The sequence below is a fragment of the Curtobacterium sp. ABR8 genome, from assembly GCF_057812125.1.
Genome location: NZ_CM173818.1, coordinates 2,070,512 through 2,092,332, shown reverse-complemented (window position 1 = coordinate 2,092,332; position 21,821 = coordinate 2,070,512). Strand labels below are relative to the sequence as shown.

Below are 21,821 nucleotides of genomic sequence, written 5' to 3'. Positions count from 1 at the left end.
TCCACGAACGGCCGTTCGGGACGCCGAGATGGGCAGATTTCGGAACCTCGGGGCGCGCACCGACGATGAAGGGCGGGCCCGGCATCGCGCCGGACCCGCCCTTCGTCCTTCGCAGATCAGTCCTGCAGGTGGCTCCGGCGACGGTTGCGCACCGCGCGGTAGGTCAACAGCGCCGCACCGAGCAGCACGAGCACGCCGGCCGCGATGAGCCCCGGCTTCAGGTCGGCGCCCGTGTAGGCGAGGGGCCCACCGTCGCCGACGTCACCCGAACCAGCGGCCGGCGCGTTGCCCGAGCCCCCGGCAGCGGGCACGGTCGGGACCGCCGTCGGCGAAGTGCTCGGAGCACTGGGCGACGGCGACGGCACCGGGGTGACCGCGGCCTCGACCACGAAGGCGAGCGGCGTCGCAGCACCGTCCTCGGGCGTGACGACGGTCGCCGGGGTGGCGCCGTCGACGTCGACGGTGATCACGTACTCGGTCGTCGGCTGCAGGCCGATCAGGTCGAAGGCGCCGTCCTCGTCGGTCGAGACGGTGACGGGGTCGCCGGCGTCGTCCTCGGTCGGGGTGGCGACGACCTCGACGTCGGCGATCGGATCACCGTTCGTGTCGACCACGGTGCCGGGCTGGTCGGTCGTGACGACCTCGGGCTCGGCGGCCGACGTGAACGGCAGGTCCGACGTCACGCTGGTGCCGGCCAGCGCCTCGATGCCGGTGTTCGCGGTGTCGCCGGTCGCACCCGCGGCGGGGACCACCGTGCGGACCGTGTAGGTGCCGGTCACCGTGGCGAAGACGTAGCGGCCGTCGGCGTCGGTGGTGTCCGAGCCGACCACGGCACCGTCCTCGTCGAGGAGTTCCACGACGACGCCGGCCGGGACGGGCGTCCCGTCGAGCGACACGACGCCGGTCACGGTGGCGATCACGGCGGGCGGGGCGACGATCGGCTCGGGCTCGGGCTCGGCCGGTGCGGCACCGGCGTCACCGGTGGTGATCGACACGGGTGGTTCGCCGGCCACCGAGACCTCCACAGCGGTGTCCGCGGGCAGGTCGGACACGGTGTACACACCGTCGCTGTTCGTCGTGGTCTCGATCGGGTCGCCCCCGGGGACGTCGATGACGACGGGCACGTTGGCCGCGGGGTGGTCGTCCTCGTCGGTCACCGTCCCGATGACCGCGACGGTCTCCGGCGGCGACGTGAACGCGAAGTCGGCGGTACCGTCCACACCGCCCGGGGTGCCGGCGACGGCGAGCGACACCCGCTGCGGCTGCTCGGGACCATCCGCACCCGCCGGCGGGGTGACCTCGACCCGGTAGTTCGCGATCACCGGCAACTGTGGGAACACGTAGTTGCCGTCAGCATCGGTGGTCGTCGTGTAGACGGTGCCGCGCGGTGCGGTCACGGTGACGGTGGCGCCGGGGATCGCCGCGCCGTCGAGCGTCGCGGTGCCGCTGATCGCCGCCGTGCGGTTGGCGAACCAGGTCTGGTAGACGGGGAACCCGCTGCGCTGCTGGTACGTGATCGTCAGGCTGGTCAGCGAGACGGTCGGGGTGAACCAGGCGGAGGCACCCGCGGTGTCCGACGCGGCGGCGTTGCCGGTGAGGGTGCGGGTCGCTTCGTCCCAGGTCGGCTCGTCCTGACCGGTCGTGCCGTCGGGGTCGGGCGTGCAGGACCAGCCGCCCGGCGCCGGTGCCGCCGAGCACGAGTTGTAGGACCCCTCGTAGCCGAGCTGCTCCGCGGTCGCCGCGCCACCACCGGCCACCGTGGCCGAGATCGTGGCCTGGTCGGCGTCGATGTCGCCCAGGACGAACGACCAGCTCTGCGCGCCGGGCGTCGCGCCGTCGAAGGTGTAGGTGGTGGTCGACGCGCCGGACGTGGTGGGCGAGTCGGCGAACGGCCGCTGGTTCATGTACGTCTGCGCCCGACTCGTGCCGTAGACCGCGCCCGACGGCGTCCCTGCCGACTGCCACGTGGACGCGCCGCTGATGACGGTCGACTGCCGCGAGTTCGAGGTGAACGTCGTGGCGGGGAACCCGGGCAACGTCATCGTGCCGGTGTACGCCCTCGACGCGCCGCTCAGCGTGAACGTGCCCCAGTTGCCCGCCGGTTCCGCTGAGGCGCTCGTCGCACCGCCGATCGCGAGTCCTGCTCCGAGTGCGAGGGCGGTGAGCCCCGCCGTGACCGCGCGCCAGCGCCGCATGTGTACTCCCCTGGTGATGACGTCGGCGTGCCCCGACGTCCGTGCAGGCTATCCAGACGGCGAGGACCCGGCCCACACCGACACCACATCGTGATTCAGGCTCGTCGGTCGAGCAGCACGAGCAGCGCGTCCAGTGCGGCGACCTGGCCCGCGACGAGCAGTTCCCGTGCCTCGTCGACCGGCACCCACCGCCCGTCGTCCACCTCCGGCACGTCGACGAACCGCCCCGAGCCGCGCGGCAGCTCGAGCCGGACGGTGTTGCTCCGCACCGCGGCGACGTCGAACCCCGGCGCCGAGGCCGAGAACACCCGCACGCGCTTGCCGGACGCCTGCCGGAACTCGCCCAGGTCCGCGACCGCGTCGGCGGTCACCGGCGCGGGGACGCCGATCTCCTCGCCGAACTCGCGCAGCGCCGTCGCGAGCGGGTCCTCCCCTGGCTCGACGAGCCCCTTCGGGATCGACCAGGCTCGCGGTCGGTTCCGCCAGAACGGCCCGCCCATGTGCGTGACGAACACCTCCGGCCCGGTCGGACCGGTCCGGTGCAGCAACAGTCCGGCGCTCACCACCACGCCTGCGACACTACGCGGCGTCGGACGGGAGGCCCGGCCCGCGTCCGTCACGCCGGTCACCAGCGCGCACGGCCGGTTCCACGGCCCCCGACCGGAGTACCGTGTGGCGCACGGAGCGCCAGGTGACGCCCCCGGAGGACCTGCGACGAAGGAGGCCGATCGGGATGGACGAGCGATGGACGACGGTGACGTTGGCCGCCGACGCGGCGATGCCCCACGACGAGGCCCTGCGGTGGATCGCCGCACGGGTCGGCACGGGCATCGAGCGGCTCAGGATCATCGGCGCCGACCACGCGCTGGAGGGCCGGACCCCGGTCGCCGACCAGCTCGCCGAGGCGGCGCGGACCGCGCTGCCCGGCGTGGCGGTCGAGGTGCACCGGCACGCCGGCCCGTTCGCGGCCGCGCTCGTCGAGGAGTCGGACGGCGGCGACCTGCTCGTGATCGGGAGCTTCCGCCACCGGCGCGGGTCGACGGCCGGCGGGGACCCGGCGCGGGTCGCCGAGCGTGCGGCGGTCCCCACCGTGGTCGTGCCGGAGGGTCCGCACCCGATCGACGGCGACGTCGTGCTGGCGGTCGAGGACCCGATCGACGAGCGGGCGGTGTCCATCGCCGTCGACGAGGCCGTCCGGCGGAACCGCCGGCTGACGCTGCTGCGTGCGTGGGAGATGCCCGTGCTCACCCGGACGGGGCTCACCGACTTCGCCGAGGACCCGCTCCGGTGGCGGACGCGCAACGCCGAGCTGTTGCAGCAGGTGACGTCCGTCCTGACGGCGCGGTACCCGTCACTCCGCCTCCGCCCGTTGCTGGTCGAGGGGCACCCGGGCCACGCGATCGCCTCGCACACCCGCCGGGCGTCGCTGGTGGTGCTGGGCCGCGGCCACGTGCGTGCGCTGTCGGGCTCGTTGCTCCACGACGTGGTGCGCGAGACGGCCGCCCCCGTCTGTGTCGTGCCACCGGCGGCGCACCCCGACGCGCAGGCCGCGTCGGTGGACGCGGCCGATGGTGCGCTCAGTCGGCGAGGGCACGGATCGCGGCGGCCATCCGCGCGGTCAGGTAGGTGACGCCGCGCTCGTTCGGGTGCAGGGCGCCCGCCTTCAGGTCGATCTTCCGCAGGTCACCGGAGCCGGTCAGGGTGACCCCGGCGACGTAGCGCTTCGAGGGCGCGCACGGTGAGTGGTCCTGGGTGCTCGCGAAGACGTCGACGAACCGCACCCCGGCGGCGTCGGCAGCCGACCGGGAGACCTCGTTGAGCTCGTCCTGGACGCCGTGCAGGTACTCGACGTCGGTGTCCGTGAACGGGTAGGTGTCCGAGGGGAACGAGCCCGCCAGGGTGCCGAGGTCGAGCGCGGATCGGAAGCAGCCCTTCGCGGGGGTGTCCTCCGCGTCGGGGAAGATCGCCGGGTACCCGAGGAACACGACGACGGCGTTCGGGGCGGCCCGCTGCACCGCGCCCAGGGTGTCCGCGATGCCGAGCGCCACCCGCGACTGGATCTTCACGGCGAGCTGGTCGACGCCGTCCCGCACCAGGGTGCTCTCGCACGAGGGGGCGTCGCGGCCCGAGAACACCGGGCCGTCCGCGGAGATCGCCAGGCAGGACGCGGCCGTGCCGAACAGGTCCGCGTCGTTGCCGCCGATCGTCAGGGTCACCAGCCGGGTGCGGTCGGACAGCGCCTCGATCTGGGGTGGGACCCCGTTGAACTGGTGGCCCGTGGTGACGTCGTCGCTCGTGGCGCCGGCGCAGGTGACGTCGGTCAGGGCGAGCCCGAACTGCGCCGCGAGCCGGTGCGGGTAGTCGCGCGCCGACTGCACGCAGGCGCTTGTGGGCAGTCCGGTGCGGTCCCGCAGGCCGTACCCGGCCGAGTAGGAGTCGCCGAGCGCGACGTACTCGCTGCCCGGTGGGATCGCGTCGAGCGACTCGGCGGGGTCGCCGGTGACGGGGTACGGCGCCGGCACCGGCCACATCGGCGCCGCCGACGCCGACGGCACACCGACGGACCCGCCGAGGCCCGCCGCCACGAGACAGGCGGCGCCGACCACCGCCAGGGCGGCGCGCAGTGGTCGGCGGACGATGCGGAGCAGGTGCGGCCTCAGCGGCGTCCGAGGCGGCGCTCGCCGCCGCTGCCCGTGCGGTACTCGATGCCGTAGTGCTGGTAGAGCTCGGGCTCGGTCGCGGCGTCGAGCTCGCCGTCGGTCGCGATGGAGGGTGCGTCCTTCACGAGCTTCTTCGGGAAGGCGACGCGCAGGTGCTTCGGCGCGACGGTCGCCCCGACGAGCGGGACGAACACGAGCTTGTGGAAGCCGACGAGCCCGGTCGTGAGCGCACCGAACGTCGGTTCGGACGTGGCGGTGTCGTAGTAGATGCTCTCGAGCGTCCCGACCTTGTCCTCGGCCTCGTCGACGACCGGCAGGCCGATCCAGTCACGGATGTTGGCGGCTTCGAACACGAAGGTCTCCTTCCGAGTGCCCGGTGGGTCCGGGTGGCTCTCGGTCGACGCTACCGGTCGGTCGCCTGTGCGGTCACCGCGAGGACGCCGAGTCGGTCCACCGCGGCGAGCACGTCGTCCGCCCCGACCGCGAGGATGGCTGGGTCGGGGTCCTCGGCGAAGACGTCGCCACGCCGGACCGAGGCGTCCGTGAGGACGATGTGCGGGCCCGATGCCGGGGGTCCCCATGCCTCCGGCGGCGCCGGACCGAAGAGCACCACGGACGGCACGCCGTAGGCGGTCGCGAGGTGCGCGGCGCCGGTGTCGACGGTCACGACGACGCGTGCCGCGGCGACCACCCCCGCGAAGTCCTGCAGCTCCAGCGAGCCGGCCAGCACCGCCCCCGGCGCCAGGCCGGCCGCGTCCGCGACGGCACGGGCCCGGACGACGTCGTCCGTGCCTCCCGTCAGGACCGCGTCGGCACCGCGGTCCCGCAGCCCACGCACCACGTCGGCGAAGCGGTCCGTCGGCCAGTGCCGCGCCCCGTGGAAGGCGCCCACGTGCACGACGGCGGCGTCGGCGACGACGGGTGGGGCCGCCGGACGGGCGAGGGACACGTCGTCGGCGTCGGCGGGCACGCCGTGCCAGGTGAGCAGGTCCGCCCAGCGGTCGCGCTCGTGCACGTCGGACCGCCACTCCGGGCCCTCGTAGCCGTGGGTGGGGTCCGCGTGCCCGATGACCCGGCGGGGCTGGAGGGCGGCGATCAGGTCGGACGACTCCGGACCGGCGCCGTGCAGGTTCACCGCGATGTCGACCGTGCCGGCGGGGACGGCGATCGGGTGGTCGAGGCCGTGCTGCGCCAGGTGGACGTCCACCGCCGGGACGAGCTCGACGACCGGAGCCAGCCACGCGGTCGTGGCGAGGGTGATCCGGTGGTCGGGGAAGGCCCGTCGCAGGGCACGGAGCGCGGGGACGGCGACGAGGAGGTCGCCGAGCTTGATGGCGCGGAGGACGACGAGTTCGGGGCGTCCGTCGGCGTCGGGGAGTGTCTCGAGGGCGGTCACGACCGCGACGGTAGGCGCTGTGCGCTGGTCGCGTCGGCAGCGAACGCGTTCCCCGGCTGTTCCTGGGGCGGCGCCCGGCGGCTCCCCGGTACTCCGGGTGCATGTCCCTCGCACCGGACCGCGTGATCCGCGGCCTGCTCTTCGACCGCGACGACACCCTCGTCGTGGACGTCCCCTACAACGCCGACCCGCACCTGGTGGTCCCCGTCCCCGGCGCTCGTCGTGCCGTGGAGCGGGCCCGTGCGGCGGGGCTGCTGCTCGGCGTGGTCACGAACCAGTCCGCGATCGCGAAGGGCCTCGCGACGCGTGCGCAGGTGGACGCGACGAACGACCGGGTCGACGAGCTCGTCGGACCGTTCGACGTCTGGTGCGTCTGCCCGCACGACGCCGCAGACGACTGCGCCTGCCGGAAGCCGCGCCCGGGCATGGTGCTCGACGCGGCCGAGCGACTCGGCGTCCCCCCGGAGGCGCTCGTGGTGGTCGGCGACATCGGCGCCGACGTCCTGGCCGCCCGGGCCGCCGGGGCGCAGGGCGTGCTCGTGCCGACGCCGCGCACGCGACCCGAGGAGGTCGACGCCGCCGACACGGTCGCGCGGACCCTCGCCGAGGCCGTCGACCTCGTGATCGCGGCGGCCGAGCCGTCACTCGTCGAGACGGACCGGGCGTGAGCCGCCCCCGCGTCCTGGTGGCGCGCCTCGACTCCTTCGGCGACGTCCTGGTCGCCGGCCCCGCCGTCCGCGCCGTCGCCGCCGGGGCGTCGCACGTCACGATGTTGTGCGGGCCGCAGGGCGCGCCGGCGGCCGACCTGCTGCCCGGCGTCGACCGGGTCCGGGTGTGGGCCGCGCCGTGGGTCACCGAGACCGCGCGGCCGATCGACGACACCGTGCTCGACGAGTTCCGTGCGCTCGTCGCCGAGGAACGCCCCGACGAAGCGGTCGTCCTCACCTCGTTCCACCAGTCGCCGTTGCCGCTGGCGCTGCTCCTGCGTCTCGCCGGCGTCCCCCGGGTGTCCGGAGCGTCGGTCGACCACCCCGGCGCACTGCTCGACGTGCGGCTCCGGCCCGGCGAGGACCTGCCCGAGGACCTCCCCGAGCCGGAGCGTGCGCTGCGGATCGCCGCGGCGGCCGGGTTCCGGCTGCCGCCGGAGGACGACGGGAGGCTCGTGGTCCGCCACGACGCCGTCGCACCACCGTCCGTGGCCGGGCTGGAGCGGTACGTGGTCGTCCACCCCGGTGCGAGCGTGCCGGCCCGGTCGTGGCCGGAGTCGCACCACCGGGAGCTCGTCGCCGCCTACGCCGAGCGCGGCGTGCCCGTCGTCGTGACCGGCTCCCCCGGCGAACGCGACCTCACCGCCGCCGTCGCCGGCGACACCGCCGTCGACCTCGGCGGCCGGACCACGCCGGCCGAGCTCGCCGCCGTCCTGGCCGGCGCCGAGGTCGTCGTCGTCGGCAACACCGGCCCGGCGCACCTCGCCGCTGCGGTCGGGGCTCCGATCGTCAGCCTGTTCTCGCCGGTCGTCCCCGCGGTCAAGTGGGCGCCGTACGCACCGCTGGTCGAACTCCTCGGGGACCAGGCCGCACCGTGCCGTCTCAGCCGGGCGCGGGAGTGCCCCGTCGCCGGGCACCCGTGCCTGTCCACGGTGCGCACCGAGGACGTCCTCGCAGCCCACGGACGGCTGCTCGACCGCGCTTCGCGGATGGAACCGAGAAGTCTGCGGAGCGCCCCAGAAGGCGCTGCGTAGCGTCCGCCACTGCTTCTCCTTCTCCTCCTGCCCGACCCACCCGAAAGGCTCCGCATGCGCATCCTCGTGTGGCACGTGCACGGTGGCTGGATGGACGCGTTCGTCCGCGGCCCGCACGAGTACCTGATCCCGACCACGCCGGCGCGCGACGCCTGGGGCCTCGGCCGCGGTGGCCGGGCCTGGCCGGCGTCCGCGATCGAGATCGACCCCGCCGACGTCGCCGACGCCGACGTGGACGTCGTCGTCCTGCAGCGCACCGAGGAACTCGACGCGGCCAAGCGCCTGCTCGGCGGTCGCGACGTGCCGATCGTCTTCGTCGAGCACAACGCCCCCCGGGTGGACGTGCCGAACAGCCTGCACCCGTTCCGCGACTGCGACGACCTGACCATCGCGCACGTCACGCACTGGAACGCGCTGATGTGGGACTGCGGGACCACGCGCACCACCGTCGTCGAGCACGGGGTCGTCGACCCCGGGCCCCTGTACACCGGCTCACTCGAACGCCTCGGCGTCGTCATCAACGAGCCCGTCCGCCGGAACCGCGTCGTCGGCACCGACCTGCTCCCCCGGTTCGCGGCCGTGGCGCCCGTCGACGTCTGGGGCATGGGCACCGAACGACTGCCGGAACTCGGCTTCGGCGACCGCGTGGTCGCGCAGGGCGACGTCCAGGCCGACCCGATGCACGCCGCACTCGCCGAACGACGGGCCTACGTCCACCCGAACCGGTGGACCTCGCTCGGGCTCTCGCTCCTCGAGGCGATGCACCTGGCCATGCCCGTCCTGGTGCTGGCCTCGACCGACGCGCCCCGCACGGTGCCGGGCGAGGCCGGTGCGATCGCGACGGACGTCGAGGAGCTGGTGCGCGCCTCCCGGATCCTCATCGAAGACCCCGACGAGGCACGCCGACGGGGCGCCGTGGCCCGCGAGGCCGTACTCGCACGACACGCGCTCGGCCGCTTCACCGCCGACTGGGACGAGCTGCTCGACGACGCCGTGACCCGTGGTACCGGACGCAACCGGGTGGCCGCGGCCGCCCTCGAGGGGAGCCCCCGATGAAGATCGCGATGGTGTCCGAGCACGCGAGTCCACTCGCCGTGCTCGGCGGTGTCGACGCCGGTGGACAGAACGTCCACGTGGCCGAACTGTCCGGAGCGCTCGCCGACCGCGGGCACCAGGTGACCGTCTACACGCGGCGGGACGACGCGGCGCAGCCCGTCCGGGTCCCGCTGCGCCCCGGTGTCGAGGTCGTGCACGTCGACGCCGGGCCCGCGCGGCACGTGTCGAAGGACGAGCTGTTCCCGTTCATGGGGACGTTCGCGTCGGTGCTCGCCGCGGAGTGGTTCGTCGACCGGCCCGACGTCGTGCACGCCCACTTCTGGATGTCCGGGCACGCGGCGCTCGACGCCGTCGCGCAGGTGCAGGCGCGCACCGGTGGCACCCGCATCCCCGTCGCGCAGACGTTCCACGCGCTCGGCGTCGTGAAGCGTCGACACCAGGGGTCGGCCGACACGAGTCCCGCGGAGCGCGAGTGGCTCGAACCGGCCGTCGGGCGGAGTGCCGACCAGGTGGTCGCGACGTGCTCCGACGAGGCCTTCGAACTCAAGGCGCTCGGAGTCCCCCTGCAGCGCATCTCCGTCGTGCCGTGCGGCGTCGACGTGTCGCTGTTCCGCCCGCACGGACCCGTCGAGGAGCGCGGCCGTGCACAGCGGGTCCTCACCGCGTCGCGCCTGGTGCGGCGCAAGGGCGTCGGCACGACGATCGCTGCGCTCGCCGCCCTGGTCACCCAGGGCCGCGACGTCGAACTCGTCGTCGTCGGCGGTGCCGGCGTCGCCGGGGCCGACCTGGTGGACGACCCCGAGTACCAGCGGCTCGACGCCCTGGCCCGGACGCTCGGGGTCCGTGACCACGTGACCTTCCGCGGACAGCTGGGGCAGCACGAGATGCCCGCCGTCTACCGGAGTGCCGACGTCGTGGTCTGCGCACCCTGGTACGAGCCCTTCGGCATCGTGCCACTCGAGGCGATGGCCTGCGGACGACCCGTCGTCGCGTCGAGCGTCGGCGGGCTCATCGACACCGTCGTCGAGGACGGCACGGGGCTGCACGTCCCGCCGCGCGACGAGGCCGAGGTCGCTGCCGCCGTCGGCGCCCTGCTCGACGACCCCGACCGCCGCGAGGCACTCGGCCGGGCCGGCCGCGCACGCGCCGAGTCCCGGTACACGTGGCAGAAGGTCGCCGCGGACAGCGAGCGTGTCTACGAGCGGCTCCTGGCCGGTGCGGTCGCCGTGGCCGCACCGGCCGCACCCGCGGGCGCACCGCAGCGCGCCGCCACACACGCCGGACGGGTCACCCGTGCCGCACAGCCGACCGAGAGGACCGCCCGATGACCATCGACCAGCAGCCCGGGATCGACGAGCACACGACCGCGAGTGCACGCATCGTGCTCGACCACGTCGCCGCCTCGGTCCCCGTGATCGCGTCGCTCGTCGACCACCACGACCACATCGCCGCCTGGGCCGACGACATCGCCGGCCGGCTCGTCGCGGGCCGACGGCTGCTCGCCGCCGGCAACGGCGGATCCGCCGCCGAGGCGCAGCACCTGACCTCGGAGCTCACCGGTCGGTTCGACGGCGACCGCCCCGCCTACTCGGCGATCTCGCTGCACGCGGAGACCTCGGCGGTCACGGCCATCGGCAACGACTACGGATTCGACCAGGTGTTCGCCCGCCAGGTGTCGGCGCACGCACGGGTCGGCGACGTCGTCGTGCTGCTGTCGACCAGCGGCAAGAGCCCGAACCTGCTCCGCGCCGCCGAGGCCGCCCGCGCCGTCGGTGCACGTGCGATCGCACTGACCGGACCGCGACCGAACCCGCTGGCCGACGCGGTGGACGACGCGATCTGCATCGAGGGCCCGTCCGCCAACGTGCAGGAGGCGCAGCTCGTCCTCGTGCACGCCCTCTGCCGGGCGATGGAGCCCGCGCTGCACCGTGGAGGACGACGATGACGACACAGCCGCAGCCGCAGTCGTCGGCACCCCACCGCACCGCCGGTCGTCGCCTGCGGATCGCCGTCGTGGGCGACACGCTGCTCGACGTCGACGTGGCCGGTACGAGCGAACGGCTCAGCCCGGACGCGCCCGTACCCGTCGTCGACGTCACCACCGACGACCGCCGAGCGGGTGGTGCCGGGCTCGTCGCCACGATGCTCGCGCGCGACGGGCACGACGTCACCCTGGTCACCGTCCTGAGCGACGACGCCCGCGCGCAGGAGATCCGCGACCTGCTTCCCGACGTCACCGTCGTCGCCGGCCCGTCCGGCGCACCGACACCGGTGAAGACCCGGGTGCGCGTCGTCGACCACGCCCTGGTCCGGATCGACGAGGGCTGCGCGACCCCGCCCGTCCCCGAGGCGACCGACGCCATGACCGCCGCCCTCGACGACGTCGACGCGGTCGTCGTCGCCGACTACGGCCGCGGGGTCGCCGCCGTCCCGGCCCTCCGGGACGCCCTGGCACGGGTCGCCGAGCGCATTCCCGTGGTGTGGGACCCGCACCCGAAGGGCGCCGCACCGGTCCCCGGGATCACCGTGGCCACCCCGAACGCCGCCGAGGCACGACGCTTCACCGACGTCGAGGGGCACGGCGTGCCCTTCGCCACGGTCGCTGCAGCCCGGCTCGTCGAGCAGTGGCAGGTCGGCGCGGTCGCGGTGACGATGGGCGACCGCGGGGCACTCCTCGCCGATGCCGGGGGCGACAGCCGATTCGTCCCGGCGCCCTCCGTCAGCGCCGGCGACCCCTGCGGTGCCGGCGACCGACTCGCCGCCGGGGTCGCCGTCGCGCTGGCCGGTGGCGCGGACGTGCCCGATGCCGTCTCCGCCGGTGTGGTCGCCGCGTCCGAGTACCTCGCGGCCGGCGGCGTCGCGGCGCTCTTCGCCGACGTCGGCGCGGCTCCGCTCCCGGTGCCCGGCGCCGACCGCGACGCCCTGCGCACCGTGCACGACGTGCGCAGTGCCGGTGGCACCGTCGTCGCGACGGGTGGCTGCTTCGACCTGCTGCACGCCGGCCACGCCCGCACGTTGTCCGCGGCTCGGGCGCTCGGCGACTGCCTGGTCGTGTGCCTCAACTCGGACAGTTCCGTCCGGGCGCTCAAGGGTCCGGACCGGCCGATCATGACGCAGGACGACCGGGTCGAACTGCTGCTCGCTCTGGACTGCGTCGACGCCGTCGTCGTGTTCGACGAGCACACCCCCGACGAAGCCCTGCGCCGCTTCCGGCCGGACGTCTGGGCGAAGGGCGGCGACTACACCGCGAGCGAACTGCCCGAGGCCGAGACGCTCGCCGAGTGGGGCGGACGCGTCGTCACCGTCCCGTTCCACCCCGGCCGCTCGACGACCCGGCTCGCCGCGGCCCTCGAACACGTCGGCTGAGGCCGACACGGTCCACGCCCCTACGGAAGGAAGTCCATGCCCGTCCCCACCACCCCCATCGGCCGCGTCCTCGTCACCGGCGGTGCCTCCGGTCTCGGAGCGGCGGTCGTCGCCGCGGTCACCGAGGCCGGCGGCACCCCGATCGTCCTCGACCTGCGCGTCGACGCGGTGCCCGAGGGCATCGACGCCGTGGCCGTCGACGTGTCGGACACCGACGCGGTCGAGCAGGCGGTCCGTCAGGCGGCCGAGCGCCACGACGGACTCGACGCCGTCGTCACCGCCGCGGGGATCGACACGCCCGCACCGATCGACGCGATCTCGTCGGGCAACTGGGAGAAGATCGTCGCCGTCAACCTGATCGGCACCGCCTCGGTGGTCCGGGCAGCGCTCCCCGCGCTCGAGGCGACCCACGGTCGGGTCGTGACGATCTCGTCGTCGCTGGCCCTGCGCGGCGTCGGCGACGGCACCGCGTACTCGGCGTCGAAGTTCGGCGTCCGCGGGTTCTCGCAGGCCCTGGCAGCCGAGACCGCCGGCCGCATCGGCGTCACGAACGTGATCCCGGCCGGCATGCGGACGAACTTCTTCGCCGACCGCACCGAGCAGTACAAGCCGGGGCCGGACGCGCAGCTGATCGAGCCGGAGTACGTCGCGAACTCGATCATCTTCGCGTTGTCGCAGCCGGCCGGCTGCGAGATCCGCGAGCTGTCGATCATGCCCGCGACGGAGCCCAGCTGGCCGTAGGGCCGGCGGCCCCGTCCACCTCGTGAAAGCGACAGATCCCTGCGGAACGTTCGCAGGGATCTGTCGCTTTCGCGGACGGGAGGCGCGGTGCCGGTCGTGCGCCGCGCCTCCCGTCCGTCCGTTGTGTCACGTCGCTTGCACGGTGCGGCTTGCGCCGTCTGGTGCCGGGTTGACGGCGTGGTGCGCGTTTGCGGCGCCGCACGGTGCGGTCGGGAGGCGCGGTGCCGGTCCCACGCTGTGCCTCCCGGCCGTCCGTTCCGTCACGTCGCCTGCACGGTGCGGCTTGCGCCGTCTGGTGCCGGCTCGACGGCGTGGTGCGCGCCTGCAGCGCCGCACGGTGCGGCCAACCGCGCACCGGGTGGCGACGTGCGCACGGTGCGATCAGACGGTGCGGAGCAGGTCGGCCACGTCGTCGAGGACCAGCTGCGGGTCGACTTCGTCGACGTAGGACGGATCGTGCGCGCAGCGCTCGGCGGTCCAGCCCACCTGCGTGACGTCGACCCCGCAGACCGGGCAGCGGGTGACGTACGACAGGTGCACGCGGTGGCGCCCGCGGTCGAAGGGTCCGGCGTTGACGACGTTCCCGAACCAGAACACGCCGACGGTGGGCGTCCCGACGGCGACCGCCAGGTGCCGCGGCCCCGAGTCGTCGCCGACCATGACGTCGGCGGCGGCGAGCACGGCCGGCAGCCCGCCGAGCGGCACGGTACCGGTCAGGTCGTGCACCCGGTCGGTGAGGTGAGCGGGCAGCGCGTCGACGATGGCCGTCGCCGCCGGCACGTCGGACGCGTCGCCGACGAGCACGACGTCGTCGCCGGCCTCGAGACGGGCGCGGGCGACGGCGGCGAACCGATCCGGGCTCCAGCGTCGACGTGGATCGGTCGCCCCGGGGTGGATCGCGACGAGTCGCGCGCCGTCCCCGGTGACGCCCAACCGCTCGCGGACCGCTGCCCGCTCGTCGTCGGCGACGCGCACCCGGGGGTCGAGCGTCACGGGGACCGCCCCGGCGAGGGACACGACCTCGAGGGCACGGAGCACCTCGTGCTGGTAGTAGACGTAGCGGACCCAGCGCTCGAGGACCTCGGCGTCCTCGGTCGCGGTGCCGACGGTGTGCCGGGCCCCGAGTCGGAGCAGGAACGGGTTCGAGTTGCGGCCGCCACCGTGCAGCTGCACCGCGAGGTCGAACCGGCCGTGCAGGCGCGCGACGAAGTCCTCGGCGTCGGGCGCCCTGTCGCCGGAGTCGCGGACGCCCGGCGCGATCGGGAGTTCCTCGTAGGCGTGGACGGCGTCGGTCCGCCCACGGAGGACCGTTTCAGCGGCGGGTGTGCCGAGCAGGGTGACGCGCGCGTCCGGGTAGGCCGCCGCGAGTGCCTCGAGTGCGGGCACGGCGAACATCAGGTCACCGAGACCCCCACCACGGAGCACCGCGATCTCCGTCACGCCGTCGAACCGTTCTCCGCCCACACCGATCTGCTGCACGACTCCCGTCTACCGGTCGGACGCCGGTGGCACGTCCAGCACCGGGCTGCGGAGGGCCGTCGATGGACACGAAGCGCGATGCCGAGACCGCACACAGAGGAGTCCGAGCAGCGTCTGACTCCCGCCCGCCCTCCGGAAGGACACCATGACGATCGCACCCGCTGCTGCCGACGCCACCACGGATCTGGTGGTGACCGACCCCGTCGACGGGACGGTCGCGTCGACCGTGCCCCGTGCCTCCGAACCGGAGGTCCGCGACGCCGTCGCCCGTGCCCGGGCCGCGGCCGGCCCGTGGGCGCGCACCGCACCGGCCGAGCGCGGCGCGCTCCTGCGCGCGGCGGCCGAGCACGTGCGTGCGCACGCGCAGGAGCTCGCCGACCTGAACACCCGCGAGACCGGCAAGGTGCCGGGTGACGCACTCGGCGGGGTCGAGGCGGGCGTCGGCACCCTGGTGCAGTACGCCGAACTCGGACCGGTGCACCGCGGCGAGGCCCTGCGCGGCCAGTTCGGTGCCGCCGACTGGGCAGTCCCGCACCCCCGAGGCGTGGTGCTCGCCCTGACGCCGTGGAACGACCCCGTCGCCGTGGCCTGCGGCATCCTGGGCGCAGCGATCGTCACGGGCAACACCGTGGTGCACAAGGGCAGCGAGCGCTCCCCCGCGACCATCGCCCGCCTGAACGCCCTGCTCGCCGAGGTCCTGCCCGACGGCGTGCTCGTCGGTGTCGACGGGGACGGGTCCACGGGCGAACTGCTGCTCGCCCAGGACGGCATCGACGTCTACGCGCACGTCGGGTCCACCGCGACCGGGGACCGACTGTCCGAGGTCGCCGTCGCGACCCGTGCCCACGTGGTCCGCGAGAACGGCGGGAACGACGCGGTCGTCGTCGACGCCGACGTCGACCCGGAGTGGGCCGCCGCCCAGGTGGCGCTCGGCACGTTCGCGAACACCGGCCAGATCTGCACCAGCGTCGAGCGCGTGTACGTGCACCGCGACGTCGCCGAGCCCTTCGTCGCCGCGCTGGTGGCCGAGGCGGAGCGTCGCACGGCCGCACCCGCGGACACCTACGGTCCGCTCGTCGACGAGCGGCTCCGCAGCACCGTGCAGTCCCACGTCGACGACGCCGTGCAGCGCGGCGCGACGGCTCGGACCGGCGGGGTCACCCCGGACGGTGTCGGGACGTTCTACCCGGCGACCGTGCTCACCGGGTGCACCGACGACATGCTCGTGATGACCGAGGAGACCTTCGGCCCGATCGCGCCGGTCCGCGTCGTCGACGACTTCGACGAGGGACTCCGGCTCGCCGCCGCCGACCGCTACGGCCTCGCCGCGACCGTCCTGACGAACGACACCGGCCACGCCCTCCGCGCCGCAGCCGAGCTGCCGGTCGGCACCGTGAAGGTCAACGCGGTGTTCGGCGGCGCACCGGGCGGCAGCGCCCAGCCGCGCGGCGCGTCCGGAGCGGGCTTCGGGTACGGCCCGCACCTGCTCGACGAGCTGACCACCACCACGGTCGTCCATCTCGAACCGGCACCCGCACGCACCACCGGCGGCACGAAGTGAGCGTCGACGTCCGGCTCGTCCGCGACCTGGTCGCCACGATCGACGACCGCGAACCGCTCGTCGTCGTGATCGGCGACTGCATCCTCGACCGGTGGACCGTCGGCGAGGCCGAGCGGGTCTCGCGCGAGGCACCGGCACCCGTCGTCCGGGTCACCGAGACCATCGCGGTGCCCGGTGGCGCCGCGAACACCGCGGTGAACGCCCGCGCCCTCGGTGCCCGTGTCCGGATGGTCGGACTCATCGGCGACGACGAGGCCGGCGACGTCCTGCGCGAACGGCTCGAGACCGCCGGTGTCGACACCTCGTTCCTGGTCGAGATCACCGGGGCGCGCACCACCACGAAGTCCCGCGTGGTCGGTGGCGACCGGGTCGTGGTCCGGGTCGACGACCTGGCCGGCACCCCGACCGCAGAGCACAACGAACGGTTGGCGCGCGCCGTCGCCCGCGCGATCCGGTGCGCCGACGCCGCGGTCGTCTGCGACTACGGGCTCGGCGTCCGCGCCGAGGACGTCGTGCCGGTGCTGGACCGCGACCGCCCCGGCGCGATCGTCGTCGACGCGCACGACCTCCCCCGCTGGGCGTCGTTGCGACCCGACCTCGTCACGCCCAACGCCGGTGAGGCCGCAGCGCTGCTCGGCCGTGACCTCGGGACCGGTGCCGACCGGGTGGCCGCGGTCGTGGACGCCCGGGCCGACGTCCTCGCCCGCACCGGTGCCCGCGCAGCCGTCGTCACGCTCGACCGCGACGGTACCGTGCTGCTCGAACGCGACTCGGACGAGGGCTACCGCACCCGTGCGGTCCCGGCCTCGGAACAGCAGGCCTCCGGAGCCGGCGACACGTTCTGCGCCGCCGCGTCGGTGGCACTCGCCGTCGACGCGTCCGTCCGCGACGCGGTGTCGGTGGCGCAGGCCGCAGCCGACGTCGTCGTCCGTGAAGCCGGCACGTCGGTGTGCAGCGCCGCCGCCCTGCTCGCCTCGGTGACGGCCCCGGCAGCCACCGTCGTCGACCACGACGAGCTCGCGGTCGCGGTCGAACGAGCGCGCCAGGACGGGCGCCGGGTGGTGTTCACGAACGGCTGCTTCGACGTCGTGCACCGTGGACACACGACGTACCTGCGCCAGGCCCGTGACCTCGGCGACCTGCTCGTCGTGGCGCTGAACGACGACGACTCGGTGCGCCGGCTGAAGGGCCCGGAGCGACCGATCAACCCGGCCGAGGACCGTGCCGGGGTGCTCGCCGCCCTCGCCTGCGTCGACCTGGTCACGGTCTTCGCGACGGACACCCCGATCCCGCTCATCGAACGGCTGCGACCCGAGGTCTACGTCAAGGGCGGGGACTACTCGCCGGAGATGCTCCGCGAGACGTCGGTCGTCCGCGGGTACGGCGGCGAGGTCGTCATGGTCGACTACGTCCCCGAGCACTCCACGACGGCCGTGGTCCGACGCATCCGCGAAGCCGCGGCGGCGTCGGCCGGGTCCGCGGTGCCGGCCGCCGCGACCACCGCGACCGCGCCCGCGCCCTCAGCCGCGACCGACCCCGAGGGGACCACCGACGGAAAGGTCATACCGCAGTAGGGGGTCGTCGAGACCACGGCGGGATGGCTACGCCCGCGGCGCTCCGTAGCGTCGAACCCGTCGACGAGGTCCGTCGGCGGAGGGAGCATCGCCGTGTTCGACCAGATCACCCCGTTCGTCGTCGAGTTGGCCGCGAGTCCGCTCGTCTACGTCGTGCTCGTCGCCCTGTGCTTCGTCGACGGCTTCTTCCCGCCGGTCCCGAGCGAGTCGGCCCTGGTCGCCGTCGCCGCCATCGCCGCCACGTCCGGCCAGCCCGTCCTGGCCGGGGTCCTGGTGGCCGCCGCGGTGGGGGCGATCGCGGGTGACTCGGTGGCGTACTGGATCGGCCGCCGGATCGGACTCGACCGCCTGGCGCAGTCCCGGCGGCCGAGGATCGCTGCGGCGTTCGCGTTCGCCGAGCGGCAGATGCAGCGCCGGTCCGCGAGCCTGATCCTGGTCGGCCGCTACATCCCCGTCGGCCGGGTCGCGGTGAACACGACCGCCGGGGCGACCCGGCTGCCCTACCGTCGCTTCCTCGCCATCAGTGCGATCGCCGGGACGGCGTGGTCTGCGACCTCGGTCGGGATCGCCCTGGCCGCGTCGCAGGTGCTGCACGAACCGCTCGTCGCTGCCCTGGTGTCGATGGTGGTCGCGGGCGGCCTCGGCATCGCGGTCGACCGGGTCATCGGTAGCATCAGCCGCAGGCGCGACGCCCGTGCCGCCCGATCGTCCGCCGCGATCGTCCCCACGACCGGCGTGCCCACGACCGGGGTGCCCGCGTCCGACGTGTCCACCACGAGCACCGCACCCGTCGCGCACGCCCCGTCCGCCACACCCCGCATCGTCCCCACCGGAGAGATCGTCCGACCGTGACCACCGCCCTGCTCCGCCCGCGACCGACCTGGCTGCCGCTGGCGACCCGGATCGCACTCGTGGTCTCGGTGGTGTCCCTGTTCAGCGTCGCCGCCCCGGTGACCTCGGTCTCCTACGCCGTCGCCGTCCCGCTCTCCCTGCTCGTGTCGGCGGTGCTCGCGGTCAGCATCGGCATCGCCCCGTTCGTGCCCCGCACCGCCGCCGCGGTCCACCTGGTCGGACTCGTCGCGCTCGGCCTGCTCACTGCCCCGGTCGAGACGAGCCCGTGGCCGATCCCGGTCACCGGCATCATCGGCCTGAGCGTCCTGCTCGTCGTGCTCGGGGTCCGCTCGACCTGGCGGCTGACCGCGATCGTGTGGGCCGTCGCCGCCGTGCTCCCCCTGCTGCTCGTCGCCGTGACGCCGGGCCGCTGGGATCAGCCGGCCGTCTGGGCGACGAGCTTCGTCGTGTCGGCCGGCGACACGCTCCTGGTCGCCGCAGCCGCCGTCGTCATCGGGCAGCGCCGCAGCATCCGCCAGGAGCTCGTCGCCGCCCGCCGCGACGCCGAGCTCGAGCAGGCCCGGCGCCGCACGGTCGAGGAGCGCTCCCGGATCGCCCGCGAGCTGCACGACGTCGTCGCGCACAGCATGTCCGTCGTGCACATGCAGGCGGAGTCGGCCCCGTACCGGGTGGCCGACCTGCCGCAGGAGGCCCGCGCCGAGTTCGCCGCGATCGCCGAGACCTCGCGCACGGCACTGCGCGAGATGCGCCAGCTGCTCGGCACCCTGCGCGGGGACACCGCCGCCGAGCGCGCGCCGCAGCCGGACCTCACCGACCTGCCCGCGCTCGTGCAGGCCACGCGCGCCGCGGGCATCCCGGTGGAGCTCGACATCGACGTCGCCGACGACGTCGACCGGCTCGCACAGCTCACGGTCTACCGGGTCGTGCAGGAGGCGCTCGGCAACGTCGCCCGGCACGCGCCCGGCGCGTCGACCGTCGTGACGGTCAGGAGGCTCGACACGCGTCTCCGGGTCGAGGTCGCCAACACCGCTCCACCAGCTGGCACCGTGCCGGCCGCACCACCCGACGACGGTGGCTTCGGCCTCGCCGGGATGCGCGAGCGGGTGACCGCGCTCGACGGCACGCTCGACCACGGCCCCGTGGCGGACGGCGGCTTCACGGTCGTGGTGACCCTGCCCGTCCGTGTGCCGGCAGCCGACGGGGGAAGCCGATGACGCGGGTGATGGTGGTGGACGACCAGCAGATGTTCCGCATGGGACTGCGGGCGATCCTCCAGGCCCAGGACGACGTCGAGGTCGTGGGCGAGGCTGCGAACGGTGCCGAAGCGGTGGCCGCGGCGATCCGGCTGCAGCCGGACGTGATCCTGATGGACGTCCGGATGCCCGAACTCGACGGGATCGAGGCGACGCGACGGATCACGGCGGCGCCGACGGACCGACCGGTCCGCGTGGTCATGCTGACGACGTTCGACATCGACGACTACGTGTTCGACGCCCTGCGGGCCGGGGCGAGCGGCTTCCTGCTCAAGGACGCGAGCGCCGACGAGCTCGTCGCGGCGGTGCGCACGGTGGCCGCGGGCGAGGCGCTGCTCGCTCCGCGCGTGACCCGGCACCTGGTCGAGGCGTTCGTCGCCGGACCGGTCACCGCCGCTCCGCGCACCGAGGTGCTCGACGTCCTGACCGACCGGGAGCGCGACGTGTTCCTGCTCATGGCGCGCGGGCGGTCGAACGGCGAGATCGCGGGCGACCTGTTCATCGCGGAGCAGACCGTCAAGACCCACGTGGGGCGGGTGCTGGCGAAGTTGCAGTTGCGCGACCGGGTGCACGCCGTGGTGCTGGCGTACGAGGCCGGCCTGGTCCGCCCCTCCGCCTGACGCGCCGCTCACGTCCCCCGGCCCCGCCCCCGTCCCCCTCGCCGCTCACGTCCCCCGAGGTTCCGAAATCTGCACATCTCGCGCGCCGAAACGTCGGTCCGTGGAACCTCGGCGTCGCGCCAGCGGCGTGTCGCGCGCTCGTCGGTGTCGCACCGGGTCGACGCGGGTCGCGGTGGGCAGACGGGGCCGCAGACGGACGGGAGGCCCGGTGCCAGCTGGCACCGGGCCTCCCGTCCGTGGGTGGTCGCGACTCAGGCGGCGAGGTGCGCCTGCAGGAACCAACGGTCCTTCGTCAGACCGCGCTCGATCTCGATGACGACGTCCTGGCTGTTGAGGTCGACCTCGTCGAGGCCCTCGACCGCGCGGCGGACCTGGAGCAGGGCCGCGTCGATCTGGGCGATGACCTCGGTGATCGTGACGTCGGAGTTCTGGAAGCCCTGCGACAGCGGCGGCAGCGTCGTGTTCGCGGCGACGGTCGCGATGCGCGAGTCGACCGGCAGGCCGAGGGCGACGATGCGCTCCGCGGCGGTGTCGGCGTAGGCCTGGGCGTGCTCGACGATGTCGTCGAGGAGCTCGTGCACGCCGACGAAGTTGCGGCCGCGGACGTGCCAGTGTGCCTGCTTGCCGTTGACGACGAGTGCCTCGAGGTCGATCACGACGGGGGCGAGGAACTGTGCCACTCCGGCGGCGAGCTCCGGCGTCGTCGAGAACGGGGACGTGGTGGTCGTGGTGCTGGTGGTGGTCGTGGTCATGTCTGAACCTCCTGCGTCGTGGTCACACCGGATCGCTGGGCCTGTCCTGACCAGTTCGGTGCTGCCGATGGTCACAACCATGCCCCCTTCCCTTGTATGCCGCAAGGAAGTAGAGGCTGCCCTTACCGGCGGCGGTCAGCCGACGAGGGTGTCGAAACCGGCGTCGCTGAGCTCGATCTGCACGACGGACCGCGCGCGCTCGACCCAGGGGCTGTCGGTGCACCCGATCCAGACACTCGTGCGCGGTTCGCAGTCGGCGACGCACCACTCGGCGGCCCACCCCGTCAAGGCGTGCGCGAGTGCCTCACCGTGGTCGGCGAACACGAGCGGCGACACGGCGGAGGTGCGGGCGCTGCGGACCAGCCACGTCACGGTCACGCGGGGCGGAGCGGGAAGGATGCGGACCTGCTCGTCGAGGGCAACCTCGACGAAGACCTGGCCGTACGCGTTCTCCGGCAGGTCCTCGAGCTGGCGGCGGATCTCCGACAGGTCCTCGACGCCGCCGGCGATGAGGATGCGTTCGGTGGGCTGTCGCCGGGTCCGTGCCATGCTGCAACGGTAAGGCAAGCCTTACC

Annotated in this window: 21 protein-coding genes; 13 read left to right on the top strand and 8 right to left on the bottom strand. The window is 74.3% G+C overall.

Annotated features, from left to right (window positions below):
- Positions 1–116: 116 nt before the first annotated feature.
- Entirely contained in the window at positions 117–2,195 is a 2,079-nt protein-coding gene (locus tag ACXKZB_RS10050) for an MSCRAMM family protein (protein WP_488822997.1), read from the bottom strand.
- 95 nt (positions 2,196–2,290) lie between these two features.
- On the bottom strand, positions 2,291–2,758 hold the full coding sequence (locus tag ACXKZB_RS10045) for an NUDIX hydrolase (protein ID WP_488822995.1): 468 nt from the start codon (positions 2,756–2,758) through the stop codon (positions 2,291–2,293).
- Positions 2,759–2,928: 170 nt separating this feature from the next.
- Here ACXKZB_RS10045 and ACXKZB_RS10040 point away from each other — a divergent pair, with 170 nt between their 5' ends.
- Entirely contained in the window at positions 2,929–3,825 is an 897-nt protein-coding gene (locus ACXKZB_RS10040) for a universal stress protein (RefSeq protein ID WP_488822993.1), read from the top strand.
- Here the strand turns inward: ACXKZB_RS10040 and ACXKZB_RS10035 are convergent.
- The 3 genes from ACXKZB_RS10035 to ACXKZB_RS10025 all read right to left on the bottom strand — a co-directional run bounded on the left by ACXKZB_RS10035 (position 3,773) and on the right by ACXKZB_RS10025 (position 6,251).
- Positions 3,773–4,780 carry an SGNH/GDSL hydrolase family protein gene (locus ACXKZB_RS10035; RefSeq protein WP_488822991.1) on the bottom strand — a complete coding sequence of 336 codons (1,008 nt, stop codon included), beginning with the start codon at positions 4,778–4,780 and terminating at the stop codon, positions 3,773–3,775. The two genes, ACXKZB_RS10040 and ACXKZB_RS10035, sit on opposite strands and share 53 nt — an antisense overlap.
- Positions 4,781–4,851: 71 nt before the next feature.
- Positions 4,852–5,208 (bottom strand): PRC-barrel domain-containing protein, encoded by a 357-nt coding sequence (locus ACXKZB_RS10030; RefSeq protein WP_123312652.1) that lies wholly within the window; start codon positions 5,206–5,208, stop codon positions 4,852–4,854.
- Between the two features lie 50 nt (positions 5,209–5,258).
- Positions 5,259–6,251 carry a glycosyltransferase family 9 protein gene (locus ACXKZB_RS10025; protein WP_488822989.1) on the bottom strand — a complete coding sequence of 331 codons (993 nt, stop codon included), beginning with the start codon at positions 6,249–6,251 and terminating at the stop codon, positions 5,259–5,261.
- 101 nt (positions 6,252–6,352) lie between these two features.
- Here ACXKZB_RS10025 and ACXKZB_RS10020 point away from each other — a divergent pair, with 101 nt between their 5' ends.
- The 7 genes from ACXKZB_RS10020 to ACXKZB_RS09990 are packed head-to-tail and all read left to right on the top strand — an operon-like array spanning position 6,353 to position 13,155.
- On the top strand, positions 6,353–6,919 hold the full coding sequence (locus tag ACXKZB_RS10020; protein WP_488822987.1) for a D-glycero-alpha-D-manno-heptose-1,7-bisphosphate 7-phosphatase: 567 nt from the start codon (positions 6,353–6,355) through the stop codon (positions 6,917–6,919).
- A complete protein-coding gene (locus ACXKZB_RS10015; RefSeq protein WP_488822985.1) occupies positions 6,916–7,992 on the top strand; it encodes a glycosyltransferase family 9 protein in 1,077 nt (358 codons plus the stop codon). Before ACXKZB_RS10020 ends, ACXKZB_RS10015 begins: the two co-directional genes overlap by 4 nt.
- A 54-nt stretch (positions 7,993–8,046) precedes the next feature.
- Entirely contained in the window at positions 8,047–9,048 is a 1,002-nt protein-coding gene (locus ACXKZB_RS10010; RefSeq protein ID WP_488822983.1) for a glycosyltransferase, read from the top strand.
- Positions 9,045–10,376, top strand: a complete 1,332-nt coding sequence (locus tag ACXKZB_RS10005) for a glycosyltransferase (protein WP_488822981.1) — start codon at positions 9,045–9,047, stop codon at positions 10,374–10,376. The genes ACXKZB_RS10010 and ACXKZB_RS10005 overlap by 4 nt, the downstream gene beginning before the upstream one ends.
- Complete coding sequence (locus ACXKZB_RS10000) at positions 10,373–10,993, top strand: D-sedoheptulose-7-phosphate isomerase (protein ID WP_123312657.1); 621 nt, start codon at positions 10,373–10,375, stop codon at positions 10,991–10,993. Before ACXKZB_RS10005 ends, ACXKZB_RS10000 begins: the two co-directional genes overlap by 4 nt.
- 53 nt (positions 10,994–11,046) lie before the next feature.
- Positions 11,047–12,414, top strand: coding sequence for a PfkB family carbohydrate kinase (locus ACXKZB_RS09995; protein ID WP_488825880.1), 1,368 nt, complete (start codon positions 11,047–11,049; stop codon positions 12,412–12,414).
- A 36-nt stretch (positions 12,415–12,450) separates the two neighbouring features.
- Positions 12,451–13,155, top strand: coding sequence for an SDR family oxidoreductase (locus tag ACXKZB_RS09990; RefSeq protein WP_123312658.1), 705 nt, complete (start codon positions 12,451–12,453; stop codon positions 13,153–13,155).
- Positions 13,156–13,536: 381 nt separating this feature from the next.
- Here the strand turns inward: ACXKZB_RS09990 and ACXKZB_RS09985 are convergent, their stop codons facing one another.
- Entirely contained in the window at positions 13,537–14,634 is a 1,098-nt protein-coding gene (locus tag ACXKZB_RS09985; protein ID WP_488822978.1) for a glycosyltransferase family 9 protein, read from the bottom strand.
- A 145-nt stretch (positions 14,635–14,779) separates the two neighbouring features.
- Here ACXKZB_RS09985 and ACXKZB_RS09980 point away from each other — a divergent pair, with 145 nt between their 5' ends.
- The 5 genes from ACXKZB_RS09980 to ACXKZB_RS09960 all read left to right on the top strand — a co-directional run bounded on the left by ACXKZB_RS09980 (position 14,780) and on the right by ACXKZB_RS09960 (position 20,494).
- Positions 14,780–16,195, top strand: coding sequence for an aldehyde dehydrogenase family protein (locus tag ACXKZB_RS09980; RefSeq protein WP_488822976.1), 1,416 nt, complete (start codon positions 14,780–14,782; stop codon positions 16,193–16,195).
- Complete coding sequence (rfaE2, locus tag ACXKZB_RS09975; protein ID WP_488822974.1) at positions 16,192–17,769, top strand: D-glycero-beta-D-manno-heptose 1-phosphate adenylyltransferase; 1,578 nt, start codon at positions 16,192–16,194, stop codon at positions 17,767–17,769. The genes ACXKZB_RS09980 and rfaE2 overlap by 4 nt, the downstream gene beginning before the upstream one ends.
- 93 nt (positions 17,770–17,862) lie before the next feature.
- Entirely contained in the window at positions 17,863–18,621 is a 759-nt protein-coding gene (locus ACXKZB_RS09970) for a DedA family protein (RefSeq protein WP_488822972.1), read from the top strand.
- On the top strand, positions 18,618–19,835 hold the full coding sequence (locus ACXKZB_RS09965) for a sensor histidine kinase (RefSeq protein ID WP_488822970.1): 1,218 nt from the start codon (positions 18,618–18,620) through the stop codon (positions 19,833–19,835). The genes ACXKZB_RS09970 and ACXKZB_RS09965 overlap by 4 nt, the downstream gene beginning before the upstream one ends.
- Positions 19,832–20,494, top strand: a complete 663-nt coding sequence (locus ACXKZB_RS09960; RefSeq protein WP_488822968.1) for a response regulator — start codon at positions 19,832–19,834, stop codon at positions 20,492–20,494. The genes ACXKZB_RS09965 and ACXKZB_RS09960 overlap by 4 nt, the downstream gene beginning before the upstream one ends.
- A gap of 251 nt (positions 20,495–20,745) precedes the next feature.
- Here ACXKZB_RS09960 and ACXKZB_RS09955 read toward each other — a convergent pair whose 3' ends face one another.
- Entirely contained in the window at positions 20,746–21,246 is a 501-nt protein-coding gene (locus ACXKZB_RS09955) for a Dps family protein (protein ID WP_111084072.1), read from the bottom strand.
- 135 nt (positions 21,247–21,381) lie between these two features.
- Positions 21,382–21,795 (bottom strand): SIP domain-containing protein, encoded by a 414-nt coding sequence (locus ACXKZB_RS09950; RefSeq protein WP_488822965.1) that lies wholly within the window; start codon positions 21,793–21,795, stop codon positions 21,382–21,384.
- Positions 21,796–21,821: the final 26 nt, after the last annotated feature.

What these genes read in the sequence shown, in the direction of transcription:
- ACXKZB_RS10050 (WP_488822997.1), bottom strand. Translation starts at nt 2,195, where the DNA reads ATGCGGCGCTGGCGCGCGGTCACGGCGGGGCTCACCGCCCTCGCACTC.
- ACXKZB_RS10040 (WP_488822993.1), top strand. Translation starts at nt 2,929, where the DNA reads ATGGACGAGCGATGGACGACGGTGACGTTGGCCGCCGACGCGGCGATG.
- ACXKZB_RS10020 (WP_488822987.1), top strand. Translation starts at nt 6,353, where the DNA reads ATGTCCCTCGCACCGGACCGCGTGATCCGCGGCCTGCTCTTCGACCGC.
- ACXKZB_RS10010 (WP_488822983.1), top strand. Translation starts at nt 8,047, where the DNA reads ATGCGCATCCTCGTGTGGCACGTGCACGGTGGCTGGATGGACGCGTTC.
- ACXKZB_RS10005 (WP_488822981.1), top strand. Translation starts at nt 9,045, where the DNA reads ATGAAGATCGCGATGGTGTCCGAGCACGCGAGTCCACTCGCCGTGCTC.
- ACXKZB_RS10000 (WP_123312657.1), top strand. Translation starts at nt 10,373, where the DNA reads ATGACCATCGACCAGCAGCCCGGGATCGACGAGCACACGACCGCGAGT.
- ACXKZB_RS09990 (WP_123312658.1), top strand. Translation starts at nt 12,451, where the DNA reads ATGCCCGTCCCCACCACCCCCATCGGCCGCGTCCTCGTCACCGGCGGT.
- ACXKZB_RS09980 (WP_488822976.1), top strand. Translation starts at nt 14,780, where the DNA reads ATGACGATCGCACCCGCTGCTGCCGACGCCACCACGGATCTGGTGGTG.
- ACXKZB_RS09960 (WP_488822968.1), top strand. Translation starts at nt 19,832, where the DNA reads ATGACGCGGGTGATGGTGGTGGACGACCAGCAGATGTTCCGCATGGGA.
- ACXKZB_RS09955 (WP_111084072.1), bottom strand. Translation starts at nt 21,246, where the DNA reads ATGACCACGACCACCACCAGCACCACGACCACCACGTCCCCGTTCTCG.
- ACXKZB_RS09950 (WP_488822965.1), bottom strand. Translation starts at nt 21,795, where the DNA reads ATGGCACGGACCCGGCGACAGCCCACCGAACGCATCCTCATCGCCGGC.